Raw genomic sequence first — 13,480 nt, 5'->3', positions numbered from 1 at the left:
CGGATAGCGTTCAGAGCGAAAGCGGCGGTTCGGCCGGTTTCAGGAAATGCTCGACCCTTGCCACTTCCACAGCCTCGACTGATGCGGGCGACCATTTCGGATTGCGGTCCTTGTCGATGACGGCGGCGCGAATACCCTCGAAGAAATCGGGATTATCAAGCATCCGCAGGCAGGCGCCGAGTTCGCGGCCGAGGCATTCGGCAAGCGAGGCGCTGCTGCGGCCGGCTCTGAGCAGCCGCAAAGCGAGCTTCAGACTGGTCGGTGAACGCGTCAGCAGCACCCGGCGCGTCTCGGCGGCGAATTCGCCTTCCTCCTCGGCAAGCGTTGCCAGGATCTCCTCCACGTTGTCGAAACAAAATGCGCGATCGATCATCGCCGCGTTCTGCCTGAGCCGGCTTTCTCCCTGAGGCTCCGGAAGCGCCTGCAGCACGGCATCGACATCGCCGGATGAGCTGGCGCGCGGCAGGGCGGAGAGAGCATCGATCGCTTCGCCGAGCCGCGACGAGGCGATCTGAAGGTCGGCAAGGCGGGCGTGGATCGCATCGGCAGCCCCGATATCAAGCCCTGTCAGACCGAGCCATGTTCCGGCCTCGCCGGGGCCACGCGGCAGCAGCCAGGTGGCGCCGACATCCGGGACATAGCCGATGCCGGTTTCGGGCATGGCAAGGCGGGTGCGCTCGGTGACGATGCGGTGGCGACCATGCGAGGACAGGCCGACGCCGCCGCCCATGGTGATGCCGTCCATCAGCGCGACATAGGGCTTGGGATAGGAGGCAATCATATGGTTGAGGCGGAACTCCTCGCGCCAGAAGCTTGCCGCCAGGCCATCGCCGGCGCGGGCGCTCTCATGCAGGGCGCGGATATCGCCGCCGGCGCAGAAGCCGCGTTCGCCCTCTCCCGTCGCCACGACGCTCGCCACCTCGGGATCACCGGCAAAGTCGTGAAGGGCCGCGGTGATCGTGCGGATCATCGGCAACGTCAGGCTGTTCAGTGCTCGCGGCCGGTTGAGCCGGATGACGCCTGCGGTACCCCGCCGTTCAATGATGACTTCGCCGTCCTGCATGGTTCACCTCATCTGTTGCGACCATGAATAGACGACCCCGCGGCATCGCTCCAGTCGATTTGCGGCGGATCGAGATCGATCGGTCAGGCAGACAGCGAATTGCGGGCGGAGGCTGCGGCCTCGCACCTGGCGGCGTAGTCGATGGCAAGTTCGAGCGGCAGCGGCCGCGAGAAATGATAGCCCTGCGCCAGACGAACGCCCATCGCCTTCAATCCCTCGGCAATCTCTTCGCTTTCGACGCCTTCGGCGACGGAGGCGATGCCGAGGTTCTGGCAGAGATTGGCGACCGAGCGGGTGATGTTCATGCAGCGGGCGTCTCGATCGAAATTCATCACGAACGACTTGTCGATCTTCAGCTTGTCGAAGCCGAGACGATGAATATGGCTGAGGCTCGAATAGCCGGTGCCGAAATCGTCGAGCGCAATCGAGATGCCGGCAGCGCGCAGCATGGATATCACCTGATCGGCGGTGTCGAAATCGGAGAGCAATGCGGTCTCGGTAATCTCGAATTCGATGCGCTTCGGATCGATGCCGGAACGGGTGATCATGGCGAGCAGCGCCATCGAGGTCTCGTGGTCGCAGATATCGCGCGCCGAGAGATTGAAGGACAGCCTGAGATGCCGTGGAATGATCGCCAGCGCTTCGAGCGCCTTGGCGAAGAGGATGCGGGTTATGCGACCGATGACCGCCGTGCGCTCGGCAGCGGGAATGAAGGCGTCTGGGCTGATACGGCCGAAGCGGGCGCTGTCCCAGCGGGCGAGCGCCTCGTAGGCGACGACGCGGCCGCTCCTCAATTCGACGATCGGCTGATAGTCGAGTTTCAATTCCTTGGCGAAATCGTTTGCCTGCAGTTCGAGTTCGATCAGGTGGCGCTGCGTCAGGATCTTCTCGTGCTCGGCCGAGAAGAATTCGACGCCGCTGCTGCGCTTGCTCTTGACCTGGTAGAGGGCAAAATCGGCTTTCTCGTAAAGATCCTCGGCGGTGTATGTGCCAATATCAGGATAGACGATGCCGCAGGAGCCGAAGACGCGGACCGAGCCGTCGGGGATTTCGAAAGGATCGCGGACGGCAGCACAGAGCGCCTGGCCGAGATCGGCGATCGCCTGGCGCGTCATCAAGGAGGGAAAGATGATACCGAACTCATCGCCGCCGAGACGGGAGACGATGCCCTCTTCGCCGACCAGCGCGACGAAGCGGCGGGCCGTCTCCTTCAGCACGAGATCGCCGGCGGCATGGCCGAAGACGTCGTTGACCGGCTTGAAGCCGTCGAGATCGAGAATGCCGAGGACGGGCGGCGTCGACGAATCCTTCTGCAGCCGTTTTTCCAACGAGAGAAAGAAGCTGCGGCGATTGGCAAGGCCGGTCAGCTGGTCATGCAGCGCATTGCGGCTGTTGACGAGGTTCAGCTCTTCGGCTTCCGCCTGCTTCTGCTTCAGCTCTTCGGTCAGTTGCACGAGACCGACGAAATTCTGGAAATAGCTGTTGATCACCCTGAGGAAGGGCAGGATCAGGAAGAGGCCGCTAATGGCCGTCGCGACGAAAACGGGATTGCCCGAGAACAAGAAGGTCGCGACCATGGCCGAGAAGGTGATGACCGTGGTCAGCGCTGCCGCCATCGGCAGGTGCATCAGGCAAAAGATGCAGGATATCCCGGTCACGACGAGGAAATAGGCGATCTGACCCTGCTGGGAAGCATCGCCATATTGGTAGAGCGCGATCGCCCAGCTGCCGAAAGCGACGGCCAGGATGCCGGCCCCTGATATCGTGAGCTTCATCAGCCTGTAGGCCCGCTCGGCGGTGACGTTTTCCTTGCCGCGGATCTCCCACCAGCAGAGACGGAAGACACAGACGACGCTCAAGGCCACGGGAATGTAGAGCGAGAGCCAAAGGGGGGCGGATTTGAGGTGGGTGATCGCCACCGCAAGGGCGTTGATGACCAGAAGGACATAGAGAATGGGAATCTGCGACGACAGGGCCCGGAACTGCGCCAGCAGAAGCGTCGGATTGTCTTTTTGCAGCTGCAATGAGGCCAGAAAGTTCTTCATCTTCTCTTTTCCGTTGGCCCGAGCCAGCCAGAGAAAGCTTGTTTTTTCCTTATTCACGTGACGGCATGCGCCCCCGCAGGCGCGGGGATGGTAAACGGGTTCCCCGATCAGAAGGAAGCGGCGGCCAATGCCCGGTGGATGCTGTGCAGGTCGTCGACGTTCTTGTTCGACAGGAACAGTTCCCAATCGAGCGAACTCTGGACGATGGTTTCCAGCGAATCGTATCTGGGTTTCCAGTCGAGCACCTGCCTTGCGAGCGAAGCGTCTGCGACGACGCTCGCCGAATCGCCGGCGCGGCGCGGCGCCATGTGGATCTTGAAGGAATGTCCGTGCAGGCGGGTGACCATGTTCAGCACATCGAGCACGGAATAGCCGCTGCCGTAACCGCAATTGGCAACGAGCGAGCCCTTGCTTCTGCGCAGATGCTGCAGCGCCTTCAGATGTGCATCCGTGAGATCGCTGACATGGATGTAGTCGCGCACGCCGGTGCCGTCATGGGTGGGATAGTCGACGCCGTAGACATTGACGCTGTCGCGCCTGCCGAGTGCTGCCTCGCAGGCGACCTTGATCAGGTGTGTGGCGCCTGAGGTCGACTGGCCGGCACGGTGGTGCGGGTCGGCGCCGGCGACGTTGAAGTAACGAAGCGCGACATAGTTGAAATCATAGGCGGCGGCGGCATCGCGCAGCATGAATTCGGTCATCAGCTTCGACTGGCCGTAAGGATTTTCCGGATTGAGCGGAGCCGTCTCCTTCACAGGCAGGTCGGTCTTTTGCTGGCCGTAGACAGCCGCCGTCGAAGAGAAGACGAAGTTGCGGATACCGGCCTTGACCGAAGCACTCAACAGCGCCCGGGTCTTGCCGGAATTGTTGTCGTAATAGGAGAGCGGGTCGGCGACCGAGACCGGGACGACGGCGGAGCCGGCGAAATGGATGATCGCCTCGATGTCGTTTTCGATGAAGACCTTTTTCAATATGTCGGGATCGGCAACGTCGCCGAGATAGAAACGCGCCGCCGGCGCCACGGCCCAGCGAAAGCCTGTGGAGAGGCGGTCGAGCACGACCACATCCTCGCCCGCATCGAGCAGCGCCCAAACCATGTGACTGCCGATATATCCGGCGCCGCCCGTCACCAAAACCGCCATGTCCCGCATCCCTGCTTTCGTTTTTTATAAGCAGGGGCATCAGGCGCCGGTTTTTCTTTCCAATTTTCTTATCGAACGGCGTTTGGAAGGCCTTTGAACGGGTATGTTTGGAGTCGTGGTTAGAGGCCGATTTCGGGCTTTGCTAGAGTTTTATCGATCCGGCGATTTCGGCACAAATCGACGCCTCGGTCGCCACGACGCGTCTTGCGGCCAGTGCTTCTCAGAGCTTGAGGATATAGTCGCAGAGGCGCTCGGCGGCGATCGCCACCTGTGTGGGATCGCGCAGGAAACAGGCGCGCAGGAAGAGTTCGCCGCCCGATCCGAAAGCGGTGCCGGGAGCAAGGCCGACGCCTGTCTTGTCGACGATGTCGAGCGCTGCCGTGCGGCTGTCGGCGACGCCGTCGATCTTCAGGAAAGCATAGATCGCGCCATCCGGTTTCAGTGTCTCGACGCGGTTGGTGGCGACAAGCGCATCGCAGAGAGTATCGCGGGAGCGGGCCGCCTTGGCGATATTGGCAGCGACGAAATCGTCGCCTTGATCAAGGGCTGCGACAGCGCCCTTCTGCATGAACTGCGCCACCCCCGATGTCGAATACTGGATGAGGTTTTCGAGCACCTGGCCCATTTCAGGCGGGGCGACGATCCAGCCGACGCGCCAGCCGGTCATCGACCAGTTCTTCGAAAAGGAATTGACGAAGATGATCTTGTCGTCCGGTTCCATCACATCGAGGAAAGAGGGGGCGCGGCCGCCGGCAAAATAGTAGCGGGCGTAGATTTCGTCCGCCATGATCCAGAGGTCGTGCTTGCGGGCAAGCGCCAGGAGATCGCCAAGGTCCTGTTTCGTTGCCGTCCAGCCTGTCGGGTTCGACGGCGTGTTGATGAAGATGCCCTTGGTCTTCGGGGTGATCGCGGTTTCGATGCGGTCAAGATCGACCGCCCATTTGCCGCCTTCGAACTGCAGCTCGACACTGAGCGAGCGCGCACCTGCTATCTCGAGAGCGGCGGCAATGTTCGGCCAGGAAGGTGACAAGTAAACCAGTTCGTCGCCCGGCGAGGTCAGCGCCTGCACGGCGATCTGGATCGCCTGCATGCCGGAACCGGTGACGTAGAAATGCTCGACCGGAAGCCGGATTCCGAAATGTCTGTCGTAATAATCCGAAAGCGCCTGGCGAAGCTCCGGAATGCCGCGCTGCCATGTGTAGAAGGTCTCGCCGCTAGCAAGCGCGTCCATCGCCGCCCTGCTGATGAAATCAGGCGTCGGCAGGTCGCCCTCACCCACCCAGAGCGGCAGCAGGCCTTCGCGGCCACGGGCATAGTTGACGAGTTCGACGATCCCGCTTTCGGGCGCCGCCAGTGCGCGCGGGCTGAGGCTGCTAACGATCGACATGCAAATCTCCGGTTTCCGCCTTCATAGCGGATTTGCGCCGGCAAATCCCATGACATCCAGTGATGGCATATCGATTTTGGTGATGAATGAGCCCGACCGAAGCGGACGGGCTCCAGCCCGGATCAAGCCGTCGGGCGCGTGGCGAGAAGATCGCGAATTTCCGTCAGCAGCTGAACGTCTGCCGGCGGCGCTGGCAGCTCTTCCGGTGCCACCTTTTCCTGGCGCTCGACTTGGGCACGCAGGGTGTTCACGCCCTTGACCATCAGAAAGATGATCCAGGCGAGAATGAGGAAGTTGATGAGCACGGTGAGGAAACTGCCATAGGCAAACACCGCTCCCTGCTCGCGGGCGGCGGCGAGCGACTGTGCGTTGACGGCCGACGACAGTGGGAGGAAGTAATTCGAAAAATCGAAACCGCCGAAAATGGCGCCGACGATCGGCATAATAAGGTCATCCACCAAAGATTTGACGATGCCACCGAAGGCGCCGCCGATGATGACGCCGACTGCAAGATCCATGACATTGCCGCGGGCGATAAAGGCCTTGAACTCATTGAGCATCGGATCCGTCTCCCTTTGATCCATTTCAAAGATATGCGATTGTTTTTATTAGCTACATCTTCATTGCAATTAATCAATCGGCAATCGCAATTATTCGGCGATACCTCCCGGCGGTCTTTGACTTAAGGCCTAGACGGCCAGGAATTTTCAAAGCGTCTGAAATGACTTAAGCTGACCCATGTTGCGGGAGGTCCCGGCGGGTTTTCCGCCGGCGGAGGGTCAATGCTTCCAGGCTGGGTCATATTCGCGTCTGCCTTCGGCTATCTGCTCCTGCTTTTCGCCGTGGCAAGCTATGGCGACCGCAAGAACCGCAGCCCGGGTACGCTCGACCGCGGCCGGGGCACGCTGGAAGGCGGATGGCCGGTGGTCTATGCGCTGAGCCTTGCGATCTATTGTACCTCCTGGACCTATTTCGGCAGCGTCGGGCTTGCGGCGCAGCGCGGCCTGGAATTTGCCGGCATCTATATCGGCCCTATCCTGGTCTTCACGCTCGGCATGCCGCTGCTTCGCCGCATCATCGAGCTTGCCAAGGCGGAGAAGCTCACCTCGGTTGCCGATTTCGTCGCCGCCCGTTACGGCAAGAACCCGACGGTCGCAACGATCGTCGCCCTGATCTCGCTGATCGGCGCCATTCCCTATATCGCGCTGCAGCTCAAGGCGATCTCGAGCACCGTCAGCGCCATGGTCAATCCGTCCGATTACGGCATCGGCAGCGGCAATCTCTATTTTCTCGACCTGCCGCTCGTCGCAACGCTGGTGCTTGCCTGTTTCGCCATCATGTTCGGCACACGGCATACGGATGCGACAGAGCATCAGGATGGCCTCATCCTCGCCGTCTCGATGGAATCCGTCGTCAAGCTCGTCGCTTTCCTGACGGCCGGCGTCTGCGTCATCTGGTTTCTGTTCGACGGTCCGACCGATCTCTGGCGCAGGACCGTCGACAATGAGCTGGTCATGTCGGCGCTCAACTACCATACGCCGATCAGCCGCTGGATCACCCTGATCATCTTGTCGGCCTTTGCGATCATCCTGCTGCCGCGGCAATTCCACGTGACGGTTGTCGAAAACCGAACCCCGAAACAGCTGAAACTCGCAGGCATCCTGTTTCCCAGCTATCTCATCGCCATCAATCTCTTCGTGCTGCCGGTGGCGATCGGCGGGCTGCTGACCTTCGGCGGCAGCGGCAATGCCGATTTCTACATGCTGTCGCTGCCGCTTGCCGGCCAGATGCCCGTCATTTCGCTGATCATCTTCATCGGCGGGTTCTCCGCCGCGACGGCGATGGTCATCGTCGATTCCGTCGCACTGTCGATCATGGTGTCAAACGACATCATCATGCCGATCTTCCTCAGGCGCAAACTCGCCGGCCGCGCCAGCCTGCGCGACAATTTCGCCAAGACGTTGCTCAACATCCGCCGCAGCGCCATTTTCGCCGTGCTGCTGTTCGGCTATGCCTATTACCGTTCGACCGACAGCACGGCAGGCCTTGCCTCGATCGGCCTTCTTTCCTTTGCCGCGATCGCGCAAATCGCCCCAGCACTGTTCGGCGGGCTGATCTGGCGGCGGGCGAACGCGCGCGGCGCAATCCTCGGGCTTTCCTCCGGCTTCATCATCTGGATCTACCTGCTGTTCCTGCCCTCGCTCGGCGGCCCCGACTATTCCTATGTGGCGAGCGCCGTGCTCGGCTTCATCTTTCCCGGGACGACGTTGTTCACCGCGCCCGACGCCGATCCGCTGGTCAATGCGACGGCAATGAGCCTGCTCGTCAACACCGCTTTCTTCGTCGTCGGGTCGCTCACCCGCAACGCCAAGCCGCTGGAGCGCATCCAGGCCGGTATCTTCGTCAAACGGCATTCGCGCTCGCAATTTGCCACGCGCGGCTGGAAGACCCGCATTAGCGTCGGCGATCTCAAGGCGGCGATCTCGCGCTATCTCGGCGAAGAGCGCATGCAGCGCTCGTTGACGACCTACGAACAAAGCTCCGGCCGCAAGCTGGAAGACGAGCAGCCGGCCGACATGGCGCTCATCCATTTTAGCGAACAGCTGCTCGGCAGCGCCATCGGCTCGTCCTCGGCCAGGCTGGTGCTGTCATTGATCCTGCAGAAGATCGAGGATGCCTCTTCCGATACCGCCTGGCTGCTCGACCAGGCGAGCGAGGCGCTGCAATATAACCAGGACATGCTGCAGACGGCGCTTTCGCAGATGGACCAGGGCATTGCGGTCTTCGACAGTTCCAATCGGCTGACGATCTGGAACCGGCGTTTCCGGCAATTGCTGGATCTTCCGGAAAGTGCCGGCCAGGTCGGTTTTCCCTTGTCTGATATCGTCACCACGCTTATCCAGCGCGGCGATATCGCGCCCGGCGATCTCAGCCAGACGGTGCGGCATTTCCTGACGCTCGACAAGCCCTTTTCGCTGGTGCTCGGCGGCGGCGAGCGGATCATCGAGGTGCGCTCCAACGCCATGCCCGACAAGGGCATCGTTGCCACCTTCACCGACATCACCCAGCGCGTCAGCGCCGACCAGGCACTGAAACAGGCGAATGAAACGCTGGAGCAGCGCGTCGCCGAACGCACGGCCGAGCTTACCCGGGTCAACCGCGAACTCGGCGAGGCGCGCGCCGCCGCCGATGAGGCGAATATCGGCAAGACACGCTTTTTCGCCGCCGCCGGCCACGATATCCTGCAGCCGCTCAATGCCGCCAGGCTCTATTCCTCGGCATTGGTCGAGCGCATGGCGCAATCCGAGAACAGCCTGATCGTGCGCAACATCGATTCCGCGCTGGAATCGGTCGAGACCATTCTCGGGGCGGTGCTCGATATATCCAGGCTCGATACCGGCGCCATGCGGCCGCGGCTCGCCTCCGTCGCGCTCTCCGACCTGCTGGAGCGTATCCAGACCGATTTCGCGCCGATCGCCCGTGAAAAACAGCTGAAGCTGGTGATCATGCCGACCTCATTGCGGGTCCGCTCCGACCCCAACCTGCTGCGCCGGCTGGTGCAGAACCTTGTCTCCAACGCCATCAAATACACGATTTCAGGCAAGGTGCTGGTGGGCGCGCGACGGCGCGGCAACCAGGTGATCATCCAGGTCATCGATTCCGGCATCGGCATTCCGCCGTCGAAATTCCGCACCGTGTTCAAGGAATTCGCGCGGCTGGACGAAGGCGCGAAAACCGCCTCCGGCCTCGGGCTCGGCCTGTCGATCGTTGACCGTATCGCCCGCGTGCTCAACCATCCGGTCGAGCTGCAGTCGACGCATGGCAAGGGCACGGAATTCCGTATCGCCATGCCGCTCGACGTCTCGCGCCCGGCCGCGGCCACGGCGGCAATCACGCCTGCCGACCGTCCCGGCCAGCCGCTGAGCGGGTTGAAGATCCTCTGCATCGACAACGAGCCGAAGATCCTCGAAGGCATGCGGCTCTTGATCAGCGGCTGGGGCTGCGAGGTGGAGGCGCTGGATTGCCTCGCCGACGTCATCGCCCTCGACGGCCAGGAGGGACCACCTGATATCGTCATCGCCGATTATCATCTCGGCGACGGCACCGGCATTGCCGCCATCCTGCATCTGCGCCGGCAGTTCGGCGCCGATATCCCCGCTTTGCTGATCACGGCCGACCGCACGCCGGAGGTGCGCAGCGAGGCCGAGCGAGATGGTATCGCCGTCCAGCACAAGCCGGTGCGGCCGGCGGCGCTACGCGCCTATATCACCCAGATTTCCGGCCTCAAGCGCGCCGCCGCGGAGTAACAGAAAACTCAGAGCATTTCCGTTTTTCTCCGAATCACGGAGATGCTCTATCTCTTTGTTTTCACGCAATTCCGGACGCAAAACCGCTACACACTTTTGCTGGAATTGCTCTTAGTCCGTCGCGCTCATGACACGCGCAACCAGATCGCGCACACGCGCTGTCGCCGGCACATCGCCGAACAGGATGCGGTACATGATCGGCGCCACGACCTGGTCCATGACGCGGTCGACATCCGGAAAGGCCTCGCCGCGAGCCTTGGCCCTCTCGGCGATGACGTCGACCTGTTGGCGGGTAAATTCAGCGCATTTACAGGCATTCGCGCCCGCCTGCGCCGCCAGCACGTCGCGGATCATTTCGCGGCCGGGGCCGGAGGACATTTCCTCGGCATATTGCTCGGCCCAGGTTTCGAGATCGGCCTTGCCGCTGCCGGCATCGATCGGCTGCATATCCGGCCGCAGCCGATCGACGGCGACATCGGCGAGAAGCTCCTGCAGGTCGCCCCAGCGGCGATAGATGGTCGACGGCGTTACCCCCGCCTTGCCGGCAATCAGCGGGATCGTCACCTCGGCGCGGCTCATCTCGGCCATCAGCTCACGGACCGCTTTGTGCACCGATGCCTGAACCCGGGCGCTTCTGCCGCCCGGACGGAAGTTCTCTTTTACTGTCATGCGTGCAACCCGACCTTCGCCCTTTGACACCGTTGGTTCAAAATCTTTGATAGAACTATTAACGCAAATAAATTGCTTTTACGAAGTCCCCGCTCTACTTAGGCTAACGCAACAGTTTAGCTTTAAGGGGCTTATATATGTTCGCCGCAGCCAAATCCACCGAGAATTCGCCGCGTCCCTCGATCGGCTTTCATGCGCTGACGCTCGCCACCTTCTTCGGCGCCTCCGCGGCGCCGACGCCGCTCTACCGGATCTATCAGGAAAGTTTTTCCGTCTCGCCGGTGCTGATCACGGTGATCTTCGCGGTCTACGCCTTCGCGCTGCTGGCGGCGCTGCTGATCGCCGGTTCGATCTCGGATCATCTCGGCCGCAAGCCGGTGATCTTTTTCGCCCTCGTGCTCGAAATCGCCGCGATGGGCCTCTTCGTCGTCGCGAGCGGTCCCGCCTGGCTGATCGCGGCGCGGATCGTGCAGGGGCTGGCAACGGGGATCGCCGGCGCCTCGATCGGAGCGGCGCTCGTCGATGTCGACCGGGCAAAGGGACAGATCGTCAATTCGATCGCGCCGCTTTGCGGCATGGCAGTGGGGGCAGTGGGCACCAGCGCCCTGATCCAATACGGGCCCTTCCCGATGCATCTGGTCTATGCGCTGCTGCTCGTCGCCTTCACGCTGCAGGCGGCTGCCATCTGGCTGACAGGCGAGACCGGCGGCACGCGGCCGGGGGCTCTCGGCTCGCTGATACCGCGGGTCACCATTCCCCAGCAGGTGAAGCGGCCGCTCTCACTGGTGACGCCGATCAACATTGCCAATTGGACGCTTGCCGGCTTCTATCTCTCGCTGGTCCCGTCCTTGGTCGCCAGCACGACCGGCAGCCGGGCGCCGCTGACGGGCGGGGCCGTCGTCACCGCGCTGATGGTGAGCGGAGCAATCGCCGTCTATCTCAGGCGCAGCAAGACGGCATCGGCCAATCTGGTTTTTGGCGTGTCGGCCAAGACGCTCGGCATCCTGACCGTCGTTGCCGGCGTGCATCTTGCCAATGTGCCGCTGCTGCTCGTCGGCACGATTTTCACCGGCGTCGGTTTCGGCACCAATTTCCTCGGTTCGATCGGCACCATCATGCCGCTTGCTAAACCGGACGAGCGGGCCGGGCTGCTATCGGCCTTCTACGTCCAGAGCTACCTCGCCTTCAGCCTGCCGGCGATCCTAGCCGGGTTCCTCGCGAAATCGGCCGGCTACGCATTGACGACGGATATCTATGCGACGGCGATCCTGCTTTTGATGGGCGTCGGAATGGTGAGCATTCGCGCCGACCGGCGCAGGGTGGCGGAGAGCGCGGCCTGAGAAAGCAGTTCACGGCTTGAGATCGAGCAGTGCCCGGCCGCTGCCGTCCATGGCGAAGGGCACCGAGGCGTGCTGGTGGGCAACCAGCCAGCGGCCATCCTGCTTGACGAGACCGAGGGTCTGGCGGAACCAGAGATCGACGGCGGTGCCGTCGGTCTTGGTCCCGCTCATGCGCGTGAGGCCGCTCCAGAAAGCGACATCCTCGCCAACGGTCAGTCTGGCATCGCGCACCTCGCCGCCGATCGGGCCTTCCCAGGTATCGAACCAGGCCTGCAGACCCGCTTCGTCCTGGCCGTGGTAGACGAGCGGCGGCGCCAGCGAAAATTCGACGGAATCCTCGGCCTCATAGGAAAGCGCGTCGCTGGCGTTCTTCTCACCCAGCGCCTTGGCGCGCATCATCAGCATGGCGATGATCGCCTCTTCCTCGATCCTGGCATTCGCTTCGTCTTTCACGGTCGTTCTCCTTCTCCGTTATGGACAGAGGACGAAGGGGAGGACGACGATCCGACATCAGCGATAGAACCACTGCGCACTTTTGGAATTGCGTCAGAGATAACTCGTCACCGCCGGTTCGTTCCACCAGGCATCGTGCCTGCCATCGGCATAACGGACAGGCAGTGCTGCCAGTTCCTCAGGGGTGATATCGTCAAGGCAGGCGATGTTGATCGAGACATAGGCGCCGCCGATTTGTTCGACATAACCGTCGCCATAGGCCGGCACACCGCAGGTGCGGCAGAAGCGGTGATGACCGCTCATGGTGTTGAACTGATAGTCGGACGTTTCCGCCTGGTCGCACATCAGCCGGAAATCCTCCGGCTTGACGTTGGCGCCCCAATAGCGCCGCTTGGCGCAGATCGAACAATTGCAGCGGCCGGTGCCCTCCTCGAGGTCCATGTCCACCTGGTAGTGCACTTTGCCGCAATGGCAGCTTCCTCTGTAGGTTTTCTTCATGGCGCTCTCCTGCTTCGGCGTTGCCTTCAGTCTCCAAATATGACAATGTGTTGTCATTATGAATCAGATACAAAATCGACAACATGTTGTCAAACAAAATCGACCGGAGCGGACGATGGAGGGGGATGCCTTTTCCGCTTTTGCGATCACCGCCCTTCGCCTCGCCGGCCATCTGACGGCGGCGGGCGACCAGTTGGCAAAGCCGGCAGGACAAACCAGCGCGCGCTGGCAAGTGCTGGCGGCGGCACGACGCGGCGGCATGTCGGTGGCGCAGATCGCCCGTGCGCTCGGCGTCGCCCGCCAGGGCGTGCAGCGGCTTGCCGATGTGCTGGAGAATGAAGGGCTGATCGCCTATGCCGACAACCCGCGGCACCAGCGCGCCAAGCTGGTACGATTGACGGAAGAAGGGGCGGCGCGGCTCGGCGTCATCGAGATCGCGCAAGCCGGATGGGCCGACGGGCTGGGCGCTGCTTTCACGTCAGCGGAACTCGATGCGGCACGGGTGGTGATGGCGCGGGTTATGGAGATGCTGGAAGGTGGCGAGGCGTAAGGCGGCTAAGGGGAGATGCCCGGCAG

General features: G+C 62.1%; 11 protein-coding genes. 3 read left to right on the top strand and 8 right to left on the bottom strand.

The window, feature by feature from the left end; all coding sequences use genetic code 11:
* Window positions 1–10 precede the first annotated feature (10 nt).
* From AC2444_RS01235 to mscL, 5 genes are all read right to left on the bottom strand, one after another.
* Entirely contained in the window at window positions 11–1,063 is a 1,053-nt protein-coding gene (locus AC2444_RS01235) for an enoyl-CoA hydratase/isomerase family protein (RefSeq protein ID WP_012755981.1), read from the bottom strand.
* Window positions 1,064–1,146: 83 nt separating this feature from the next.
* Window positions 1,147–3,108, bottom strand: coding sequence for a putative bifunctional diguanylate cyclase/phosphodiesterase (locus tag AC2444_RS01230; RefSeq protein ID WP_012755980.1), 1,962 nt, complete (start codon window positions 3,106–3,108; stop codon window positions 1,147–1,149).
* Between the two features lie 107 nt (window positions 3,109–3,215).
* Window positions 3,216–4,250: a UDP-glucose 4-epimerase GalE gene (galE, locus tag AC2444_RS01225; RefSeq protein WP_012755979.1), complete on the bottom strand. Its 1,035-nt coding sequence runs from the start codon at window positions 4,248–4,250 to the stop codon at window positions 3,216–3,218.
* A gap of 220 nt (window positions 4,251–4,470) precedes the next feature.
* On the bottom strand, window positions 4,471–5,637 hold the full coding sequence (locus AC2444_RS01220) for a pyridoxal phosphate-dependent aminotransferase (protein ID WP_012755978.1): 1,167 nt from the start codon (window positions 5,635–5,637) through the stop codon (window positions 4,471–4,473).
* A gap of 122 nt (window positions 5,638–5,759) precedes the next feature.
* Window positions 5,760–6,197, bottom strand: coding sequence for a large conductance mechanosensitive channel protein MscL (mscL, locus tag AC2444_RS01215; RefSeq protein WP_012755977.1), 438 nt, complete (start codon window positions 6,195–6,197; stop codon window positions 5,760–5,762).
* 222 nt (window positions 6,198–6,419) lie between these two features.
* Between mscL and AC2444_RS01210 the strand changes: the two genes are divergently transcribed.
* Window positions 6,420–9,944 (top strand): PAS domain-containing hybrid sensor histidine kinase/response regulator, encoded by a 3,525-nt coding sequence (locus AC2444_RS01210; RefSeq protein WP_012755976.1) that lies wholly within the window; start codon window positions 6,420–6,422, stop codon window positions 9,942–9,944.
* Between the two features lie 111 nt (window positions 9,945–10,055).
* Here AC2444_RS01210 and AC2444_RS01205 read toward each other — a convergent pair whose 3' ends face one another.
* Window positions 10,056–10,613 (bottom strand): TetR/AcrR family transcriptional regulator, encoded by a 558-nt coding sequence (locus AC2444_RS01205; RefSeq protein WP_128449660.1) that lies wholly within the window; start codon window positions 10,611–10,613, stop codon window positions 10,056–10,058.
* A 137-nt stretch (window positions 10,614–10,750) separates the two neighbouring features.
* Here AC2444_RS01205 and AC2444_RS01200 point away from each other — a divergent pair, with 137 nt between their 5' ends.
* Window positions 10,751–11,953: an MFS transporter gene (locus AC2444_RS01200; protein WP_012755974.1), complete on the top strand. Its 1,203-nt coding sequence runs from the start codon at window positions 10,751–10,753 to the stop codon at window positions 11,951–11,953.
* A gap of 9 nt (window positions 11,954–11,962) precedes the next feature.
* Here the strand turns inward: AC2444_RS01200 and AC2444_RS01195 are convergent, their stop codons facing one another.
* Entirely contained in the window at window positions 11,963–12,406 is a 444-nt protein-coding gene (locus tag AC2444_RS01195) for a YybH family protein (RefSeq protein ID WP_012755973.1), read from the bottom strand.
* A gap of 93 nt (window positions 12,407–12,499) precedes the next feature.
* A complete protein-coding gene (locus tag AC2444_RS01190) occupies window positions 12,500–12,904 on the bottom strand; it encodes a GFA family protein (protein WP_012755972.1) in 405 nt (134 codons plus the stop codon).
* Between the two features lie 58 nt (window positions 12,905–12,962).
* Here AC2444_RS01190 and AC2444_RS01185 point away from each other — a divergent pair, with 58 nt between their 5' ends.
* Entirely contained in the window at window positions 12,963–13,454 is a 492-nt protein-coding gene (locus tag AC2444_RS01185; protein WP_128449659.1) for a MarR family winged helix-turn-helix transcriptional regulator, read from the top strand.
* Window positions 13,455–13,480 lie beyond the last annotated feature (26 nt).

The sequence above is a fragment of the Rhizobium sp. WSM1328 genome (genome assembly GCF_057653715.1).
Note: the sequence above shows the minus strand (reverse complement) of the source record. Positions and strands in the feature narration are given on the sequence as shown.

Bases quoted from the DNA above. Each gene is read 5' to 3' on its own strand.
- AC2444_RS01210 (WP_012755976.1), top strand. From the start codon at position 6,420: ATGCTTCCAGGCTGGGTCATATTCGCGTCTGCCTTCGGCTATCTGCTC.
- AC2444_RS01235 (WP_012755981.1), bottom strand. From the start codon at position 1,063: ATGCAGGACGGCGAAGTCATCATTGAACGGCGGGGTACCGCAGGCGTC.
- mscL (WP_012755977.1), bottom strand. From the start codon at position 6,197: ATGCTCAATGAGTTCAAGGCCTTTATCGCCCGCGGCAATGTCATGGAT.
- AC2444_RS01220 (WP_012755978.1), bottom strand. From the start codon at position 5,637: ATGTCGATCGTTAGCAGCCTCAGCCCGCGCGCACTGGCGGCGCCCGAA.
- AC2444_RS01230 (WP_012755980.1), bottom strand. From the start codon at position 3,108: ATGAAGAACTTTCTGGCCTCATTGCAGCTGCAAAAAGACAATCCGACG.
- AC2444_RS01205 (WP_128449660.1), bottom strand. From the start codon at position 10,613: ATGACAGTAAAAGAGAACTTCCGTCCGGGCGGCAGAAGCGCCCGGGTT.
- AC2444_RS01200 (WP_012755974.1), top strand. From the start codon at position 10,751: ATGTTCGCCGCAGCCAAATCCACCGAGAATTCGCCGCGTCCCTCGATC.
- AC2444_RS01185 (WP_128449659.1), top strand. From the start codon at position 12,963: ATGAATCAGATACAAAATCGACAACATGTTGTCAAACAAAATCGACCG.
- galE (WP_012755979.1), bottom strand. From the start codon at position 4,250: ATGGCGGTTTTGGTGACGGGCGGCGCCGGATATATCGGCAGTCACATG.
- AC2444_RS01190 (WP_012755972.1), bottom strand. From the start codon at position 12,904: ATGAAGAAAACCTACAGAGGAAGCTGCCATTGCGGCAAAGTGCACTAC.